Source organism: Bradyrhizobium sp. SZCCHNR1017 (assembly GCF_032381375.1).
Taxonomy (GTDB): Bacteria; Pseudomonadota; Alphaproteobacteria; order Rhizobiales; family Xanthobacteraceae; genus Bradyrhizobium.
The window spans coordinates 155777-173314 of sequence record NZ_JAUHIR010000011.1 but is presented as its reverse complement, the minus strand read 5'-3'; the positions used below and the strand labels follow the sequence as shown (position 1 = coordinate 173314).

Sequence of the window (17538 nt, the reverse complement as noted above, 5' to 3'; positions counted from 1 at the left end):
CATCCTTTATCTAAGGCGTTATGCTGCTAGTCACAATCGCCTAAGCAACAGCCGCAAGCTGTAGCGCTTGCGGCTCCGGTTGCCGAGCAACAACGTTGGCGTCCGCGGCAGCAGCCGATTGGCCAGCATCGTAACTCGCCATCGCCTGGACAAAGCCTAGCAGTTGGCTGTTCACCATTGCGCTGGTGCCTGAAGTCGCAGCCCCTCCCACATCTGGATACCCTATGTCAGGTACCCAATTAAGTCCTGGCAGAGGCACCGCCGGGGATCCCGCCCCCTCGACGGGCGCGCCGGGCGAGGGAAGGCTGACAATCGTCGTACTTCGCACGAGAGCATCGAGCGCACTATTGAATGAGTTCCACGAGTTAACAATATCGTCAGTCTCTGGCAGCGATGAAGTGAGAGGCATATCGGCGTCTACAAACGTAAGACCAAGCTGACCATTCTGAAAGCCATCTACTTCGATTGAAAAGTCACCGTAAGACGACGTCACAGAAATTGATAGATGGGACTCCAATCGATACCAGTCATACTCAACTTCAACGAATCCGAGATCCGGACGGATAGCATCCAGCACGGTGGATCGAAGCGTCGAAAAATCACCTTGACTCACGATCTCGTCTGGACGCACCAAAATTGATGAGTATTTTGCAACCAGCAGATCTGGATCATTATAATTGGGCGAGACGGCATGAACGCCTCCATTGAGCACAATGCCCGCCGTCAAATTCCCTAACCCAACAGGAGAACGCGCGTCGCTTAGCCGAAGAACAAGACGATCATCATCTCCGGCGTTCGATATTGAATAACTACCCCACAGCCGGTAAGCGGCGGCGATACCATTGCCAATAACAAATGTATCGGCTCCAGCACCTCCCGTGTACTGATTTTGGCCCGCCGAACCGTCAAGAACATCCCCATATTGCCCGGCAACAAAATTATCGTCAGCAGCACTTCCGATCAAGGTAATCGATCCATTGTCGTCAGTTGTCTTGATCAACAACACATTGCCGTCCGAATCCGATTGCGTAAACTTCTTCGACCAGGAATATTTTTCAAAGCTATCCAACACTGACGTCAGCACGTCGCCTGTGTCAGAGACGATCGACGCACTAACGAGGCCAGTCTCCAAATCGAAGCTGACAGTGAGCGATCCCGTGTCGCTCGAGGAGACCTTTTCACAAGCCTCATTGTCGTTTGCCCACCCCTGAATTGCGTTCGCGGCATTTAAGATTGAGGCAGCATTAGCGTCGATAAAGTCCTGTGAGTACCCGGCGTCTTTGAATGTCTGCTGCAACAACTGGTTTGTCCAAACCAACATTGCCTCTCTCACCTGGTCCGCAGGTCCGCCTTGAGACGTATCGTTCAATATGCCGCATGGCTGTATGCTTATTCCTGGATTTCCAATGATTGTCCCACCCGTGTTATCTTGGTTCCGCGCATCCGGATCGGAGTATGCCGTATAGGTCGCCTCCATCGTTTGAGCATTTCCGTTCTTATCTACGTAAGAGAATGCTCGAGTATCCGTTGTAATCTTTTTCGACATCTCTACTCTCCTTCTTGAGTTGATACTTGCGACTTTGCCGTACTTGTTGCCTCCACAATCTGGCTAGTCCGGCCATTGACCTACTGACAAATTTCGCACCGGCGCATCGACTTGGCACGTCATAGACGGAATGACCCGCGCTACTTTATCGATTGGACACCATCTACCCTGCTCTTTCACCCACGCTACGCCACGACTAAATGGCATAGCTGCATCATATTTTGCGTCTATCACAATGCTCCCGATCGCATCCGCGAAACCCCATCGGCCCGAAACGCTGACAGGAACGAGCCCGGCATCACGATTCGCATCAATAGTCTTAAAGATAGTCTCCGCAATCCATCCACCATCAGGACCGATTAATCCTCGTATACCTCCTCGAACTACAACTGCGGCGCCAGCGTAGAACGAAGACGCCTCTTCAAACTGAAACCCCGTTACAAGGCGTCCATCAGATCGCAAGTAGCCATATTTCCCGCCCTTTTTTACAACAGCAAACCCGTTGCGAAACTGCTGAGCCTCCTCAAACTGAGGCTCCACAACCCAGCTACCCTTGTCGTCTATGTAGCCGAAACTATCCCCCACTCTCACCGCCGCACGATGCTCTGAGAACAGCAGAGCTGCGTCAAATTCATCAGAAAGCCACTCCAATCTCCGGCTTAAGAAGGCGACTTTCGGTCCCCGCTTCGTCATAAACGGGTCTTCGCAATTAGTGGCAGCTAACTCGATGTCTCCGGATCTATCCAAGGGCTTACGCTCATCCCTGACAATTCGTTGTCTTCTTTCTGAAAACCCCATAACCCAACCATCGTCGCAAATCGTTGGCGCCTGGTCGAACTGCGGGAGTACAATCCACTCTCGTTTTGAAAGCTCAAACGCGCCAGTTTTTCGTCCCTGATCTTCAACCAACACAGTACTATTTCTGCTGCGAAGAATTCGCGCCCAGGAAGGCTCTAGGACCCATTGCCCGCCCCGATCAATGATCCCCCACTTATTGGCAAAGGAGACTATTGCGAATCCGTCGTCGCCAAACCGTTCAGCACCATCATAGTAGCGATCAAGAATTTTAGTTCCCGAGCCATCGATGTAGGTCCATCCTGCCGTTGACCTTACTGCCGCTATCCCGCTCGTTGAAAAGGATCGTGCTTCTAGAAATTGTGGACGTATTACGGGATCGCCGTCCCTATCGACATAGCCCCACCGTTCGCCATCGTTTACCACTGCGAAGCCGTTATTGATCTCTTCGACGCTTCGATATCGCGCAGCGGTCTGCCAGTGACCATCTGACCTCAGCAACCCCCAACCACCCTCAACTAGCGCCCACATCACACTCGTATTATTCTTATCAAAATATTTGATCGATACGATGCCTTCAGGTCCGTTGATTTCCCCACTCTTCCTTATGAGATTCCAGCCTCCATCGATGAACACATCAGTAAAAAGAAAGCTTCCGCGGTTTATCACGAGCGCGTCATCGCCGTAAGCGTTGCTTTTCTTCTGGCTTCCTACCTTTACCCACGAGACCTCGTGATCAAAGGGCATGCTCCGAGCAAATGGCACCTCCAACGCTAGTTGGCCTTCGCGATCTATTAGTGCCGAGTTTCCACCCACACTAACCTCAGCGTATCCCTTCCAAAAATCTCCAGCTCGGCTGAATTGCGCCCCACTAACTATTTTTCCCTGAGCGTCGACGTAGCCATAACGGCCATTGAGCCGAAAGGCCGCAACTCCCTCATGGAAGTTTCCAATCCAATCAAACGCAGGCTTGATGATCTGGTCGCCCTCTTTTGTCACAGCACCGCACAAACCTCCGCTAAAATAGCAAGATGGGAAGGCAGGGGAGTTCATTTGGACCGAATCTTGATTTGCTAATCGTTGCAAGGCAGATTGCCTCAATCTCGCCATGAGTTCCGCCGAGCCATTGGGCATGGTAGTGCTGGAGCGAGCACCCGCATTTGACGGCGATTGCAACTGAGATACGAAGTTAGTTCGCTCCTGAGCCCGACCGGAGCTCGCCCATATCGCAGACGCAACTAAAAGGAGGACATTCACAAATTTTGCGCCCGAAGGTCGAGCTGTAGCGGCGCTTTTCATACGTACTCCCGTCCGACACCAATGGAGATAAAATACCGGATCACATACCAGCAGATCGGGCTATCTCTCCCTTAGACTTTCTTGCCTGTACCGCAACAACGGCGACATCACGTATTCGATGATTCGTCGCGTCCCTGTCTTGATCTCCACAGTCACAGCCATGCCCGGTGCCAGCGCGACCATCTTGTCCTCGACCTGCATCTGCTTCTCGTCGAGCGACACCCGCGCCGAATAGATGAACTCCTGCCCCGCCGGCTCGCTGGTCTCGGCGAGCGCACCTGCCCCCTTGCCACCGTTCTGCTTGTCGGCCGGCTTCTCTCGCACGATCGAGTCCCGCGAGACGCTCAGCACTTTGCCGTGGCCGAGGCCGTAGCGGGTGAAGTTGAAGGTGTCGATCTTGATCTCGGCGGGTTGGCCGACATTGACGAATCCGATGTCACGGTTGGAGATCATGGCTTCGGCCTCGAGCTGGCTGTCGGCGGGCACGATGAGCATCAGTTGTTGCGCCGGTGTGACGACGCCGCCGACGGTGTGAAGTGCGAGCTGCTGCACCGTGCCGTCAATCGGGGCGCGCAGCACCTGCTCGGCGATCTTGCGCTCGGCCTTGACGAGGTCCTGCGTCAGCTCCTCCGCCTTCTTCTCGGCATCGGCGAGATCCGACAGCACCTGGCGCTCGAAACCGGAGCGGGTCTGCGCCAGTTGCTGCTCCAGTGCCAGCCGCGCGGCCTCGATCTCGACCAGGCGACGGGTCTGCACGATGCGCTCGTTCTGCTGGTCGATCAGCCGCGACTGCGCATCGATAAAGGCAATCTGGTTGCCATACTGGATCTCCTTGGCATTGCGGCGGATCTCGGCGGTCTCCTGCAGGAACGGCAGGGTGGCGTCGATCTTCGCAATCGCAGCCTCGATGGACTGCGCCTCAGCACGCTTCTGCGCGATCTGCTGCAGGTTGAAGGCGAGCTTCGACTGCTGCTCGGCGGCCTGGGCCTGCAATGCGGCGCGGGTACGTGCGACGTCGGTGGGCGCGGCGCCTTGCGGCACCTCCAGCGGCCGCAGCGCGGCGAGATCGGCAAAGCTGTCCCTGAGCACGCTCAGCCTGGCGACATCGAGCCGCGCCTGCATCAGACCCTGCGCAACGCGGCGGCGCTCGGCCTCGGTAACGGTGCGGTCGAGCTCGACCAGCACGTCGCCGGTATGGACCTTGTCGCCGTCCTGAATATGGATTGCGGCGACGACGCCGGCCTCCAGCGGCTGGATCGTCTTGGTGCGCCCGGTCGGCACGATCTTGCCCTGCGCCGAGGCGATGATGTCGACGTGGCCCATGATCGACCAGGCGATCGCGATTGCGAAGAACAGCATGATGCTGCCGGCAATCGCGCGGCCCGCAGGCGAGGCCGGCGTCTCGACGATCTCCAACGCGGCGGGAAGAAATTCCCGAGCATCATTGCGGCGCTTGCGGTGCGCATCCAGCGAGATCGGCGCGTTGTCCTGCTTGTGCGCCTCAGCCGACGACATGGAGGCCCGCCTGGATCTGGTGCAGGGTCGCGTAGCGGCCGGCGCGCTTGATCAGCTCGTCATGGGTGCCGTCCTCGACCAGGCGGCCACTCTCGATGGTGATGATGCGGTCGGCGTTGCGCACCGCCGACAGCCGGTGCGCGATAATGAAGACAGTGCGCCCGGCGCAGATCTTGCGCATGTTGCGCTGGATGATGTTCTCGCTCTCATAGTCGAGCGCCGAGGTCGCCTCGTCGAAGATCAGAATGCGCGGATTGGTGACCAGCGCACGTGCGATCGCGATCCGCTGGCGCTGGCCGCCGGACAGGCTGGCGCCGCGCTCGCCGACCACAGTGTCATAGCCGTCGGGCAGGCCGAGGATGAACTCATGGGCGCCAGCGAGTTCGGCAGCCTGGATCACCCGCTCCATCGCCATGCCGGGATCGGCCAGCGCGATGTTGTCGCGGATCGTGCGGTTGAACAGCACGTTCTCCTGCAGCACCGCGCCGATCTGCCGCCGCAGCCAGGTGACGTCGGCAACCGTGAGGTCGACGCCGTCGATCAGGATGCGGCCGCTCTCCGGCACGTAGAGCCGCTGGATCAGCTTGGTCAGCGTCGACTTGCCGGAGCCGGAGGGACCGACGATGCCGACCACCTGCCCGACCGGCACCTTCAGGCTGACGTCGTGCAGCGCCTGCGGACCATCGACGCGGTAGCGGAAATGGACGTGATCGAACACCACCTCGCCACGAACTGGCGGCAGCGCCGCGCGGCCGGGATTGAAAGCCGGCTCCGGCGTGGTGTTGAGGATGTCGCCGAGCCGCGCCACCGACAGCCGCGCCTGATGGAAATCCTGCCACAGCTGCGCCAGACGCAGCACCGGCTGTGCAACGCGGCCAGCCAGCATGTTGAAGGCAATGAGCTCGCCGACGCTCAAGCTCCCCTCGATCACCAGATGCGCGCCGAAATACAAGGTCAGCGCGGTGACGATCTTGCTGATGAACTGCACCGACTGGCTGGCCCAATTGCCGAGCGACAGCACGTCGAAGCTGGCGCCGACATAGCCTGCGAGCTGCTCCTCCCAGCGTCGCTGCATCTGCGGCTCGATCGCCATCGCCTTCAGCGTCTGGATCGCGGTGACGGTCTCGACCAGGAACGCCTGATTCTCGGCGCCGCGATTGAACTTGACATCGAGACGCTTGCGGAACAGCGGCGTCACACCGGCCGACAGCGCGATGTAGAACGGGAACGAGCCGACCACGATCCAGGAGAGGAACGGCGAGTAGTAGAACATCACCCCTAAGAAGACGAAGGTGAAGGCGAGATCGATCACCAGCGTGAGCGCCGAGCTGGTGATGAAGTTCCTGATATTCTCGAGCTCGCGTACCCGCGCCACCGAATCGCCGGCGCGCCGCGCTTCGAAATAGGCGATCGGGAGCGCCACCAGATGCCGGAACAGCCGCGCGCCGAGCTCGACGTCGATGCGATTGGTGGTGTGGGAGAACACGTAGGTGCGCAAGCCGCCGAGCACGGTCTCGAAGATCGTCACCGTGATGAGCCCGAACACCAGCACGTCGAGCGTGGTGTAGCCGCGATGGGTCAGCACCTTGTCGGTGACGACCTGGAAGAACAGCGGCATGACGAGCCCGAACAGCTGCAGGAAAAACGAGGCCAGCAGCACCTCGCCGAGCAGCCGGCGATATTTGTGCATCGCCTGCAGGAACCAGGTGATGTCGAAGCGCCGCGCGAGATCGGTGAGCGAAGCGCGGCGCGCCATCAGCACCACCGTGCCGGTCCAGTTGGCTTCGAACTCGGCGCGTTTGAGGCTCTGCGGGCGATTGACAAGGGGATCCTGGATCAGAGCCGCGTCGGCCGTGACTTGGCCGAGGATGACAAACGAGCCGTCCGGCCGCGACGCGATCGCCGGCAGCGGCAGCTTGGCCAAGCCGCCCCAATTCTCCCTGACCGCCCGTGCTTTCAGCTTCAGCTGCCTCGCGCAGCGAAGCATCTGGGTCACACCGACTGGCTCTCCCGCGAGTTGATGCGCGATCTGCGCCGGATCAACAGCAACTTGATGGAAACGCAGTAGCAATATCAGGCAGTCAAGCCCCGTATCCCTCTGCCCCGCGTGCATTGCCCCACCACCACCTTAAGTCGCGGATGCATATTGTACCACCGGGAACAATTCGACAATATCGGACATCGCTTTCGCCAACATATTTTTCCTTCGGCGTACTCCTGGCTCTCGTGTCGGTTGTACACCCCGCGAAGCGATCACGACGAACGTGCAGCGAGAGTGAGCCGATCATCGATAGATCAGCGCCGGCCGGACGAATGTCCTAGAGCGCTCACTCACCAAACATGAGTCCGAATTCAACGCCCCCCCTGCGTTCTCTAATTTGGCGATGACCTGGACGAGCCGTGATGCCGGCCGGACGTCAGCCAACGCGCAGCGGGGCGGCTCGCGGTGGCGGAAGACCTGCCTTCAGCTCGTACACACCGCGTCTTCATAAGGTCGGAGCCGCTCGCTTGTTTGGGGACCCCGATTGGCCAAAATGCATTGTTGGGCGGGAAACATCTGGAGACCCATCCGCAGCGTCTGCTGATCGCTTCTGCTCGCTTCAAATCGACATTCCATAGCTCCGCGCCATTCCAGCCGATGAGCAGCAGAAGCAAGTACTCCCGAAATCTGCAAACCTGGCGCAACTGTTCGCTAGCCTACGATTAGTTCCGCTCGGCATGTTGATCTTTGTGCTCTTTTTGCATTGGATGGCCCCAAACGATCTTGCACAGTGGCCCCTCTTCCTCACGTGATCGTTCAATCCAGTCAACTGCTCCGGTCATTGCACTCCAACCACCAATGATTTGCAACTAACATGCAGCGGCTCGCACGTCAGCATGGGCGCCCAGCGCCACCAGGCTGGGGGGCAGCGACGCCGTTGATGAGCACTTTTCGCCTTCTGGCTTGCACCGCCGGTGGGTAGGGTGTGAGAAAACCCTAATTTCGTTCTTCTTGCCTTCGGTATACGTTGCGCGGAAGAAGGTTTGCTGCTCACCGATTTGGTCAAGACTCGTATCGCACGAAGAGCTTGCTCCGAGACGAAGCGGCAACGGTCAGAATGAACCCGCGCGCCTAGCGTGAACTCCGGCAGCGAGCAACAGCGCCACTGCCATCGGATCAAGGACGGCGACGAGCGCCAGCGTGAGCAGCCGGACCGCTCGCTCGAAGTCAGTGGCGGGTATACCAATCAGCTCGGCGAGATATCGTATCGGTCCGACCTCAGCCTCGGCACGCCTGCGTTGCGCGTCAATCTTGGCTTTTTCGATCTGTAGATTGGTGAGAGCCCGAGACTCACGCTGGCGTTCCGCAGCGATGTCGGCACGTTCGCGGCGCCTCTGGTCAGCAATCGTCATCGCTCCGACCGGCCGGCCAAGGTGCGTCGCCTCGTCGATGGCCGCGTCGATCTGGGCAATACGCCGGTCAATGTCGATGACCACTCGGCTCTGCATCCCGAGGCGGGCCTCGACGTCTGCGGTTCTGTCGGCAAGGGCGAGATCTATAGATGCCATATGGTCAATGTGAGCGCGGGTCAGGAAGCCGAATACGCCAACGGCGTTCAGGCCCATCAACACGCCAATCATCATGACAAGGACGAGCCTCAGGAGGGACGGCGCAGACGTCCAATGCTCAGTCAGCCAGGCCGCCGCCACGAGCTTTCCGGCCTCCAGTACGGCTCCCATGATGATGACAGGCCAGAAGGCCCCGGCAAAGATCGCGGTCAGGCCGTCGATGGAAAAGGCAGCCGATACACAAGCCAGCGCCAGAGCCACCATCAAAGCAGCGAGCTCGACGCGTGTCGGGGAACGGTGAGCTTTCTCCGCTCCGGACATCCCCGTGACGCCGGCGGCGTCCGTAACGACGGCGGTACCATCTGTAACAGTCGACGTCACGGTCCCCGTTACAATGATCGCTTCAGCGTTACGACTGATCAGGCCCGCGCGCTCCCAGGCTTTCAGGCGACGACTGGTCCGCATCCTATTCCAGCCCCATTGGCGTCCGAGCTCAGCGGCGCTGAACGTCACGTGTCCCTTGGGCTGGGAGCGCAGCCAGGCCAGCGCCTCCATGTCATCGAATGGATGGGGCGGAACGGACTCGGTCATGATCAGATGCTGCTCCTTGCGTCTCGGCCCGCTAGATCGGAGGCGCGCGAAAAGCCGGCTGCTCCAAAACGATGAGGCTGACCTCAGTGGCCGGAACGGGGAGCCGCCTGCCCAGACCGGGACCGGTCATCTCTCCTGCTCGCCCCGTGGGGAGAATACGGAGAGGCTTGGGCGTAGTGGTGCCGGATGGCGGACGATTCTGCCCGCCGCTTGGCGAAAGCGGATCAAGCCTCGCGAGCCCCGCCCTGTGCGCAGGCGTCCCGCAAAGGTGGCACGTCCGAAGCCAGAGCGGAACGGCCGAATTGCGCGACGCCGCACGCTACAGCCCTCCCCTTAACGGCCACGATGCACGCCGTTGCTGCCGACCTGCTGCGATCGACGCTCGGTCTCAGCCATCCAGATCAGCGATTTGCGTGCGGCTTAAACACCAGTTCTCCTCGATGCAGGACCGGTCCGTGTTGAATCGACGCTAGCGGGCGGTCCGACATTCCATCTCGGATCTGCGTTCGAATAGCATCGCCGATGCAGTTCGACCGCTCTGGCTTCTGTCGATAGATCGCCAAGAACCTGCGACGGGATGCCAATGGTCCGACCGAAGCCGCAGCAAAGATTCTGCCCGAGACTCATTACTCGTGTAGCTACCGCGCGGTGTCTGAGCGCAGTTCAGCCTGGGATTGGAGAGGAGCGAGCGGATGGCGGGTTCGACGGCAAGATAAAAGCGCCTCTCCGCGGCGAAGAATCGGCGGTCGTATGTCTTTGCGTTCACTCAGAGCAGTATGGCACCAAAGCAGACCTCGTAGAGTTGCTCGACGATGAAAAGCGAGGAAAATCAGCGTCCCGAACGGCACCGTTCGTAGCCTGGCGAACTGGTTCGCAGATTGGGACAGTCCTAGCCATGAGCGCTCGGAAGGCCGCTGCCGGACCAACGGAGCTCCGTCCAGGCTCGCGCTGCGCGCGGCCCTCGGAGCCGGCTCACGGCCTTGACTGGGCTTCTGTGGCCCGGCTCTTGGCCTCCATGCGCTTATTGATTCTTGTGAGCACAGGCGCTCGACTGACGAAGAGGTGGAGCCCCCTTGGAGTCAGCTTTCTAGTTGATGACCGGAAATGATCCGAGGTACCGAACGTAACGCGAGTGCCCCATTGCGAACCGTCGCGATCATGTGACCGACGTCCGCAATCAGCCCATTACGGACGTGGAGGGCTGCTGGTATTCACGATCGAACCGGGCTGGATCACTATGTCCGGGTTACCTCCGGTCGCGACCGTCAGCGCGGACATCGAAGGTCGGCAGCCATGGGCCACAAGCCGACATGCCTATGATATGAATGAGGCCGCCAACTGAGGCGGCCTAACGGGGACGGCAATGGCTTGGAAGAAAATCGTTCAGCGTCTTGGATCATCTCACCCTTGCTGCCCGAAATGCTGCAACTTGCAGATCAAGTATCTGGAAACAATCGATGAGGTGTCGCAGGTCGAGTGCCCCCAGTGCGGTTGGACGGGCGTCTTCCGCGAGTTGCACGGCGTACCGGTGCGAGAAGCAGACTAACATGACTGAGAAAAGCAAGACCAATTTGGAGCCTTTCAAGAACTACCACAGTAAAGCTTACGTCTGCATTCACGTAGCTTCATGTCAAAGACCAATACTGCTGGTGGATCATACAAACGGAGCTTGGCAGTTCTTGTGTGGATCATCTTCCCACGAGCCGTCTGACTGCCGCGTTGTTGGTGTTGGGCACCTCTTCGACTCTGATTCGTCACTACTTGAGTTGTTGGACCTACCAGAAGGCACAGAGGCAAGTCGCGTTGATGCGAACTCCGCATGGCTTCGCAGACCAAGTCAGTAACACGCCTCAGAAAGCGTATCTCTCGACGAGTAAGGGTCAAAAGGCGATAAGACCGCTCCGGGTCAAAGACTGAAATTCTCATGTCGAGTAGATCTCTTCTGCACAACCTCGAATAACCGACGTGGCATGGCCCTGACGGCTTTTCTCTGCCGAGCCATGGGCTATCCTCCGAAATGGGGTGGCGCTATGGCCGGTGTACTCCAGATAACAGGCGACTTGCCGCAGCGCCGCAAGTCGGCAGCCATGGGCCAATGAGGGACATCAGCCATGCGGCATCGTCGCATTCATCCCTGCGCCACCCTCTTCAGCGTCTCATCGAACCCTGACGCCGCGAGCCCGTCGGTGAAAGCGTTGAGAGACATCTGGCCGAAGGCATAGGCCGTCTCGACGCTGCCGGATGCCAACCTTCCTTCCGCCACTGCCTTGCGGAAAGCTGTGGGCGACGATGCCGCGATGCCGATTTCTGGAGACGATCGAAGCCGGCCGACAAGACTGTCGAGCACGACGCAGCCGTAGAACAGCCGCGTCAGCAGCCTGATCACGTGGAGCCGGGCGCGCAGGTGAGCGTCCGGCGTCACACCGAACGCCGCTTGCAGCAGCGTGTCTTCCAGCTCCGGCGTGTCCGCCTGCTCGGTGGTCAGGATTGCAGCATCAACCAGCGGATCGTTGCGGAACGCCAATTCCCAATCCACCAGCCACAGCCGTTCGCCGTCGAACAGTATGTTGCGCGGATTGGGATCGTTGTGACAGGAGACCAGCGCGGATGCATCCCATGGCAGAGCGGCCCAGACGCGCGCAAACCCTTCCATATGCGGCCGCAACTGTCCGGGCGCGAAGAAGCACGACGTGTTCAGGTGCGCGAGCAGCGGACCAATCACCTCAGAGTACCCAAGGGTCGCGGGAAACGGTGGCGTCGTTTGCACGTTGGCTATTAACACACCAAGTGCGCGCACTGCGCCGACAGCACCGCCTGGATGGTGCGACAACGGCCGGGCGGCTACGAAATCCATGATCGCGATGCCGGCTGCAGGATCGCAAAAGTGGACGGCCGGAGCGACGCCCGCGTTAGCCGCGGCTACCATACAGGCGTAGCCACGCTCGCGATCATGCAGCGCGACGCGCTCCGGCTCGATCCGCAGCACGTAGCTTCGCTCGAACACCTCGAAGCGCAAAATGAGTGCACCGGACACACCGCCCCTGATGGGCTGGAAATCGCCCGCCACATCAGCGCCGAACGTGGCTCGTAATGCTGCGCGCACGGCGTCGCGCCGCGGCTCTGGAATAATCTCCGGGATTTGCATAGGCCGTCCAAATAGCTGCGAAAACCCGCGCGAAATCGCGCAGTCCAATGAAATAGGTCAGCGGGCACAAGCCCGAAACCGCGCTCTATTCAGAACGAGATTTTCACTGGCCACGGCCTCCCATGCAGGGGAAGAGCTTATGTGACCGGCGGCAAATCGGTCAAGGCCGCGCGCACCTTCGCTGTCGATCGATAAGCGCGCTTCCGATACGGCTGCCTTGGCAGCATGTCGGGTAGGGGTCTTGGCTGTGTGAAAACGCGAAGACGCTCAATAATGATAGCAGAAGTTATTCGTCCAAGACCGCTTTAGTCGTTCAACGGGCAAGCGCATTCAACTTAGAAATCGAATTGAAGAATATCATTCTTCGTCGCGTTTCGATTTTTGAGTTCTTACACAGCCAGGGTCACGAGCTGCCGTCCCGAACGAGCCAGCGTTACGGCCGGTGTACCTCGGATAGTTACCGACTTGATGCCGCGCCGCAAGTCGGCAGGCTCCAGGCCATTCACGGCCCGGTCGCGCGGCCCTGTCACGTCCGCAATTCGCCCATACCGGACCTTCCCGGTCGGGTGCATCGACGGCAGCTTACGGCCGGTCCCTGACAACACGACTCGTCGGACCGAGTGTCACTGTCGGATGCATAGCCGACGTCACCGGCGCCTACCTAATGGACGCCTATTCGCCGCCGTTCACCGTCCCTCGCACTACCTATGGTTCATCCAGGTTCTATGTCTGACCGGGATCATAAATGCTCGATCGGGCCCATTGTGATCTGGAGTGACAGCATGGGAGATCGAAAGTATCTGACTGCGGAGGAAGTCTCGGAACGCTATCGCGGAGCAGTGAGCGTAGGGACGCTGCGGAATTGGCGAGCGATGCGTGTCGGGCCGGCCTTCGTCAAAATCGGCAAAGCGGTCCTCTATCCGATTGATCAACTCGACGCCTGGGACAAGCGAAACATGGTGGCGTGTCGTGGGTCTAGACGACTGATCGTGACCGAGTCTGATCAAGGATGATGATCAGGTTTCGTCACGCGCTACCGTCCCCACTCCCCGTCCCCACCATGTCGACGATTTTCGAAAATCTACACTACATCAACTAGATAGCTGCGGCGCTACGTTTATGCACAACAACCCCTCCGGCGACCCTCGCCGTCGCAAACGGATGTGCAAGACGGACAAGGCGTTCGTCCACACCGCCAACCACTCGGCATTCCCGTAACACCATGACGGCCAAGAGCAGCATCCCGACAAAGCTTCAATGCAGGACGGGACAGTTTTCGGCGAGCGTCGGCGGCAATGTCGTGAGAACGAAAGCGAAAGAATAGTAGAACATGCGTGCACAGGATTTGCACACGCCCTCCACTTAACTATTTGATTTCAAAAAGCTCTCTGTCCAATCCATCATCGGGGCGACGGAGAAGCGCCAAGATGTTGATTCCACTGTTTTATTCGAGACATCAGCCATTGGAAGTGTACCAGAGCCACCCGATCACCGCGCATTTACACTGGTTTCCACCGATTTCGACCCGTTTTTCGTGCGCAGCACAACAATGCCGGATCGGAGAGGATCGATGGTTTACCGAATTCAACCACAACGTTCCGCAGATCGCGGCTGCGTCTGGTCATCGCTCCCTGACGGGCCTCATGCGATACAACCATCTGCGCCGAACGGCTGCTCCCGCCTTCTGTCAAACCACCGTCACGAAACACGAACACAAGGAAACGATCTCGACCTTGGCGGCCCATGCAGCCGAGCTTGATCCAGCGCTCGGAGCAGTATCCCGCACGGCGCGCTGCATCCGAAGACCGATCACGGGAATTGCAGGTACCAAATCTTGACCGAGGCACGCCACGCAGACCCGCGCGACAATGATCTGGTCGCGGAGAAGCAAGGCGTCCGGTCTTCCGGCGTCGATCTCGTCGCCCGCCAGAGCATGGCTCAGCTGAGAACGCTGAAGCTGCTGATTGCAGCATCCGGCCTCGCCGGGCTGGGCTATGAGATCGTCTGGACGCGCCAGCTCGCCCTCGCCTTGGGCACGGAGATGATGGCCGTGCTCGGCGCCATCGCAGGATTCTTCGCCGGGCTGGCGGTGGGCGCCTTCGTCCTCGATGGCCGGATCCGCCGCGCCGCCAATCCGCACCGGGTGTATGCCGTCCTCGAAACGGTCATCGGCCTGTGGGGGCTGTGTGCGGTCTGGCTGCTTCCCGCGTGCGCGCGCGCCCTCGCGCCGCTGCTCGGCACGGCGCCTTCCCCCGTCTTGTTGTGGAGCGCGAGCTTCCTGCTGCCGACGCTGGTGCTGTTGCCGGCGACGGTGGCGATGGGCGGCACGCTGACCGCGCTGGAACGCATGATGTCCGCGGCGCATGGCACGCGGCCCGTCAGCGCCGGCGTCTACGCCGCGAACACCGCCGGCGCCGTCGCCGGCACGCTGCTGTCCACCTTCGTGCTGATCCCCGCGCTCGGATTTTTGGCGACGCTGCTTTGCCTGGCAGCCGTCAACGCGGCCTGCGCGCTCGCAGCGCTCCGCCTCGACCAAGCCCCGCAGGTCGACGTTCGCGCGCGCGACGATCGCGGGCGTGCTGTCGCCGGCCTCCGCCTGACAGGAACCCTGTTCGTCACCGGCCTGCTCGGCATCGCGTTCGAAGTGCTGGTCGTCCGCCTGGCCGCGCAGATGATGCAGGACACGGTCTACAGCTTCGCCTGTCTGCTGGCGGCCTACCTGCTGGGCACCGCGATGGGCGGCATGATCTGGCAGCGCGTCGGGCCGAGGGTTGCGCTCGGCAGAACCGCATTGATCAGCGGCACCGCGCTCGTCTGCCTTGGCACGGCGCTCGTGACGCCCTTGCTTGGCGACGTCGCTGACAGCGCGGCGAGCCTCGGTGTCGCCGGCGAGCTCGGACTCGCGCTGACGCTGTTCCTGTTACCCGCGATGGCGATGGGCGCCTTGTTCGGCCAGCTCATGCAGGATGTCCGCGACGTCAGAGGATCGGTCGGCTGGGCCGTCGGCATCAACAGCCTCGGCGCAGCCATTGCGCCGCTGGTCGCGGCACAGCTGCTGATTCCCGCTTTCGGCACTTGGAGAGCATTGGTCCTCGTTGCCGTCGGATATCTTCTGCTGCTGCAGCCCCGGCGCGCTGCGCTGCGCTGGGCGGCGGCGCCCGCTCTGCTTGCACTCGCGCTGCTGTGGCTTCCCGCCCCGCTGCTCATCAGGGTCCCGCCGGGCGGCAAGCTTCTGGCCGTGCGCGAGGGACCGATGGCGACCGCGAGCGTCGTCGACGACGCCTCAGGAGCACGCTATCTCGAGGTGAACGGCCACTTTCGCATGGGCGGCACCAGTTCGGTGCGATCCGATTTCCGCCAGGCCATGCTGCCGTTGCTCTTGCACCCAGCGCCGCGCAAGGCCCTCTTCCTCGGTGTCGGCACCGGCGCGACCGTGCTCGGCGCCGCGCAGATGCCGGATCTCGACGTGCGCGCGGTCGAACTCTCTTCCGAAGTCGTCGCGCTGCTGCCCTGGTTCGACAACCCCGGGGCCGAGAAGGAAAGGCCGCCGATCTCCGTTGCCGATGCCCGCCGCTTCATCATCGCCGATGACGGACGCTACGACGTGATCGTGGCCGACCTGTTCCACCCGGCGCTCGATGGCAGCGGCGCGCTGTACACGGTCGAACATTTCGCGGCCGTCAAGCGGCGACTGGCGACCGAGGGCGTGTTCTGCCAGTGGCTGCCGCTCTATCAGCTCGATGCGCCGTCGCTGCGTGCGATCGTCAGGAGCTTTCTCGCAGTCTTTCCACAAGGGTCCGCCTGGCTGAACCATTACAGCGTGCGCACGCCGATGCTGGCTCTGATCGGATCAGGCACCCCGAGCCCGATCGACCCCGAACTCGTCGCCGCACGGTTCTCCGACCGGAAGCTTCACCCGGTCATTCAACCTCTCGGCTTCGATCAGCCGATCGATCTTCTGGGCCAGTATATCGCCGGCGCGAAAGCGCTCACGAGCTTCGCCGGTCCGGGACCGCGCAACACCGACGATTTCCCGTTCGTCACGTTCGACGCGCGCAGCAACGTCCACGCTCTCTCGGCGGCCCCATGGCAATTGCTGCTGACGGTCCTGAGCCAGACAAAGACCGACGCGGCCGATTTGCTGGAAGACTCGAAACGCGGAATGTGGGAGCAACGGCTCGGCGCCTATTGGCGGGCCCGCAACCAATTCATCCAGGTCGGCGCGGCGCTGACCGGCGAACCGCGCGGGCCGGCGCTCATCGCAGCCGCCGCACCCGGTCTCCTCGATTCCATTCGCGCCAGCGCCGAGTTCGAGCCGGCCTATGCGCCGCTGATGAGCATGGCAAAAGCGCTGCTTGCATCGGATCGCGCGGCTGCTGAACGCCTGCTTCGGGCAATCGACTCCGCCGCGCCGTCGCGACGCGAAGCGCGCGACCTGCTGTCGCGCGAGTTCGAACGATAGAGCGTCAGGACGCGAAGCTGACGCGGTAGCCCCAGCAATCCAGATGATCAGGAATCGCGTTGAAAGCGATCGTGATACGTTGGTCGCCCTGATTGCGCGGCACCTCGTGGTAGAGATAGCTTGGGAACAGCACGAGATCGCCGGGCTCCGCCTCGGGCAGCACGTATTTGCCGGCATTGAACGGGCCGACCGCGGCGCTGCGCGTATGATGACGGAACGAGAAGTCGCTGCCGCCGGGCGGCCGAACGAACACGGTGCGGCTGCCGGGGTGAGACGGCGTCAGATAGAAGATGCCGGAGATGAAGCTGTTGGCATGGGCGTGCAGGGTCTGGTTGCCGCCGGTCTCCAGCATGTTCGTCCACATCTCCTTGACCGTCCAGCGCAGCTTCTCGCCGAACAGCAGCTCGCCGAAATCGATCAGCTTGGGCACGGCGAGCTCGGCGATGGTCTGAAACAGATTATTGGCGCGGGGATCGGCGACCTCGGTGTGGAACAGTTGTCCGGACCGCAGGTTGTTCTCGATCTTCGAATTGCGGATGGCTGCCACCGCCGCGTCCTTGAGCTCGGCACTCAGCAGCCTGGGCGAACGCAACAACGGTATCGGAAAAAGAGCTTCGATCTGGTCCATGTCTCAAG

10 protein-coding genes are annotated in these 17538 nt (G+C 60.5%); 3 read left to right on the top strand and 7 right to left on the bottom strand.

Annotation, left to right across the window (positions count from 1 at the left end; translation table 11 throughout):
* Window positions 1-40: 40 nt before the first annotated feature.
* The 6 genes from QW863_RS25285 to QW863_RS25260 all read right to left on the bottom strand — a co-directional run bounded on the left by QW863_RS25285 (window position 41) and on the right by QW863_RS25260 (window position 12440).
* Window positions 41-1546, bottom strand: coding sequence for a calcium-binding protein (locus QW863_RS25285; protein WP_315718627.1), 1506 nt, complete (start codon window positions 1544-1546; stop codon window positions 41-43).
* 63 nt (window positions 1547-1609) lie between these two features.
* Window positions 1610-3394, bottom strand: coding sequence for a WG repeat-containing protein (locus QW863_RS25280; RefSeq protein ID WP_315768983.1), 1785 nt, complete (start codon window positions 3392-3394; stop codon window positions 1610-1612).
* 306 nt (window positions 3395-3700) lie between these two features.
* On the bottom strand, window positions 3701-5155 hold the full coding sequence (locus QW863_RS25275) for an HlyD family type I secretion periplasmic adaptor subunit (protein WP_315718629.1): 1455 nt from the start codon (window positions 5153-5155) through the stop codon (window positions 3701-3703).
* Entirely contained in the window at window positions 5142-7268 is a 2127-nt protein-coding gene (locus tag QW863_RS25270) for a type I secretion system permease/ATPase (RefSeq protein ID WP_315718630.1), read from the bottom strand. Before QW863_RS25270 ends, QW863_RS25275 begins: the two co-directional genes overlap by 14 nt.
* A gap of 980 nt (window positions 7269-8248) precedes the next feature.
* Window positions 8249-9295 (bottom strand): hypothetical protein, encoded by a 1047-nt coding sequence (locus tag QW863_RS25265; RefSeq protein ID WP_315768980.1) that lies wholly within the window; start codon window positions 9293-9295, stop codon window positions 8249-8251.
* A 2128-nt stretch (window positions 9296-11423) separates the two neighbouring features.
* Entirely contained in the window at window positions 11424-12440 is a 1017-nt protein-coding gene (locus tag QW863_RS25260; protein WP_315768979.1) for a phosphotransferase, read from the bottom strand.
* A gap of 782 nt (window positions 12441-13222) precedes the next feature.
* On the opposite strand from QW863_RS25260, the gene QW863_RS25255 reads away from it, so the two are divergent.
* From QW863_RS25255 to QW863_RS25245, 3 genes are all read left to right on the top strand, one after another.
* Window positions 13223-13453, top strand: coding sequence for a helix-turn-helix domain-containing protein (locus tag QW863_RS25255; RefSeq protein ID WP_315768978.1), 231 nt, complete (start codon window positions 13223-13225; stop codon window positions 13451-13453).
* Between the two features lie 414 nt (window positions 13454-13867).
* Window positions 13868-14278, top strand: a complete 411-nt coding sequence (locus tag QW863_RS25250; RefSeq protein WP_315768977.1) for a hypothetical protein — start codon at window positions 13868-13870, stop codon at window positions 14276-14278.
* Window positions 14275-16902, top strand: coding sequence for a spermidine synthase (locus tag QW863_RS25245; RefSeq protein ID WP_315768975.1), 2628 nt, complete (start codon window positions 14275-14277; stop codon window positions 16900-16902). Before QW863_RS25250 ends, QW863_RS25245 begins: the two co-directional genes overlap by 4 nt.
* 4 nt (window positions 16903-16906) lie before the next feature.
* Here QW863_RS25245 and QW863_RS25240 read toward each other — a convergent pair whose 3' ends face one another.
* Window positions 16907-17494, bottom strand: a complete 588-nt coding sequence (locus QW863_RS25240; protein ID WP_315768973.1) for a 2OG-Fe(II) oxygenase family protein — start codon at window positions 17492-17494, stop codon at window positions 16907-16909.
* Window positions 17495-17538 lie beyond the last annotated feature (44 nt).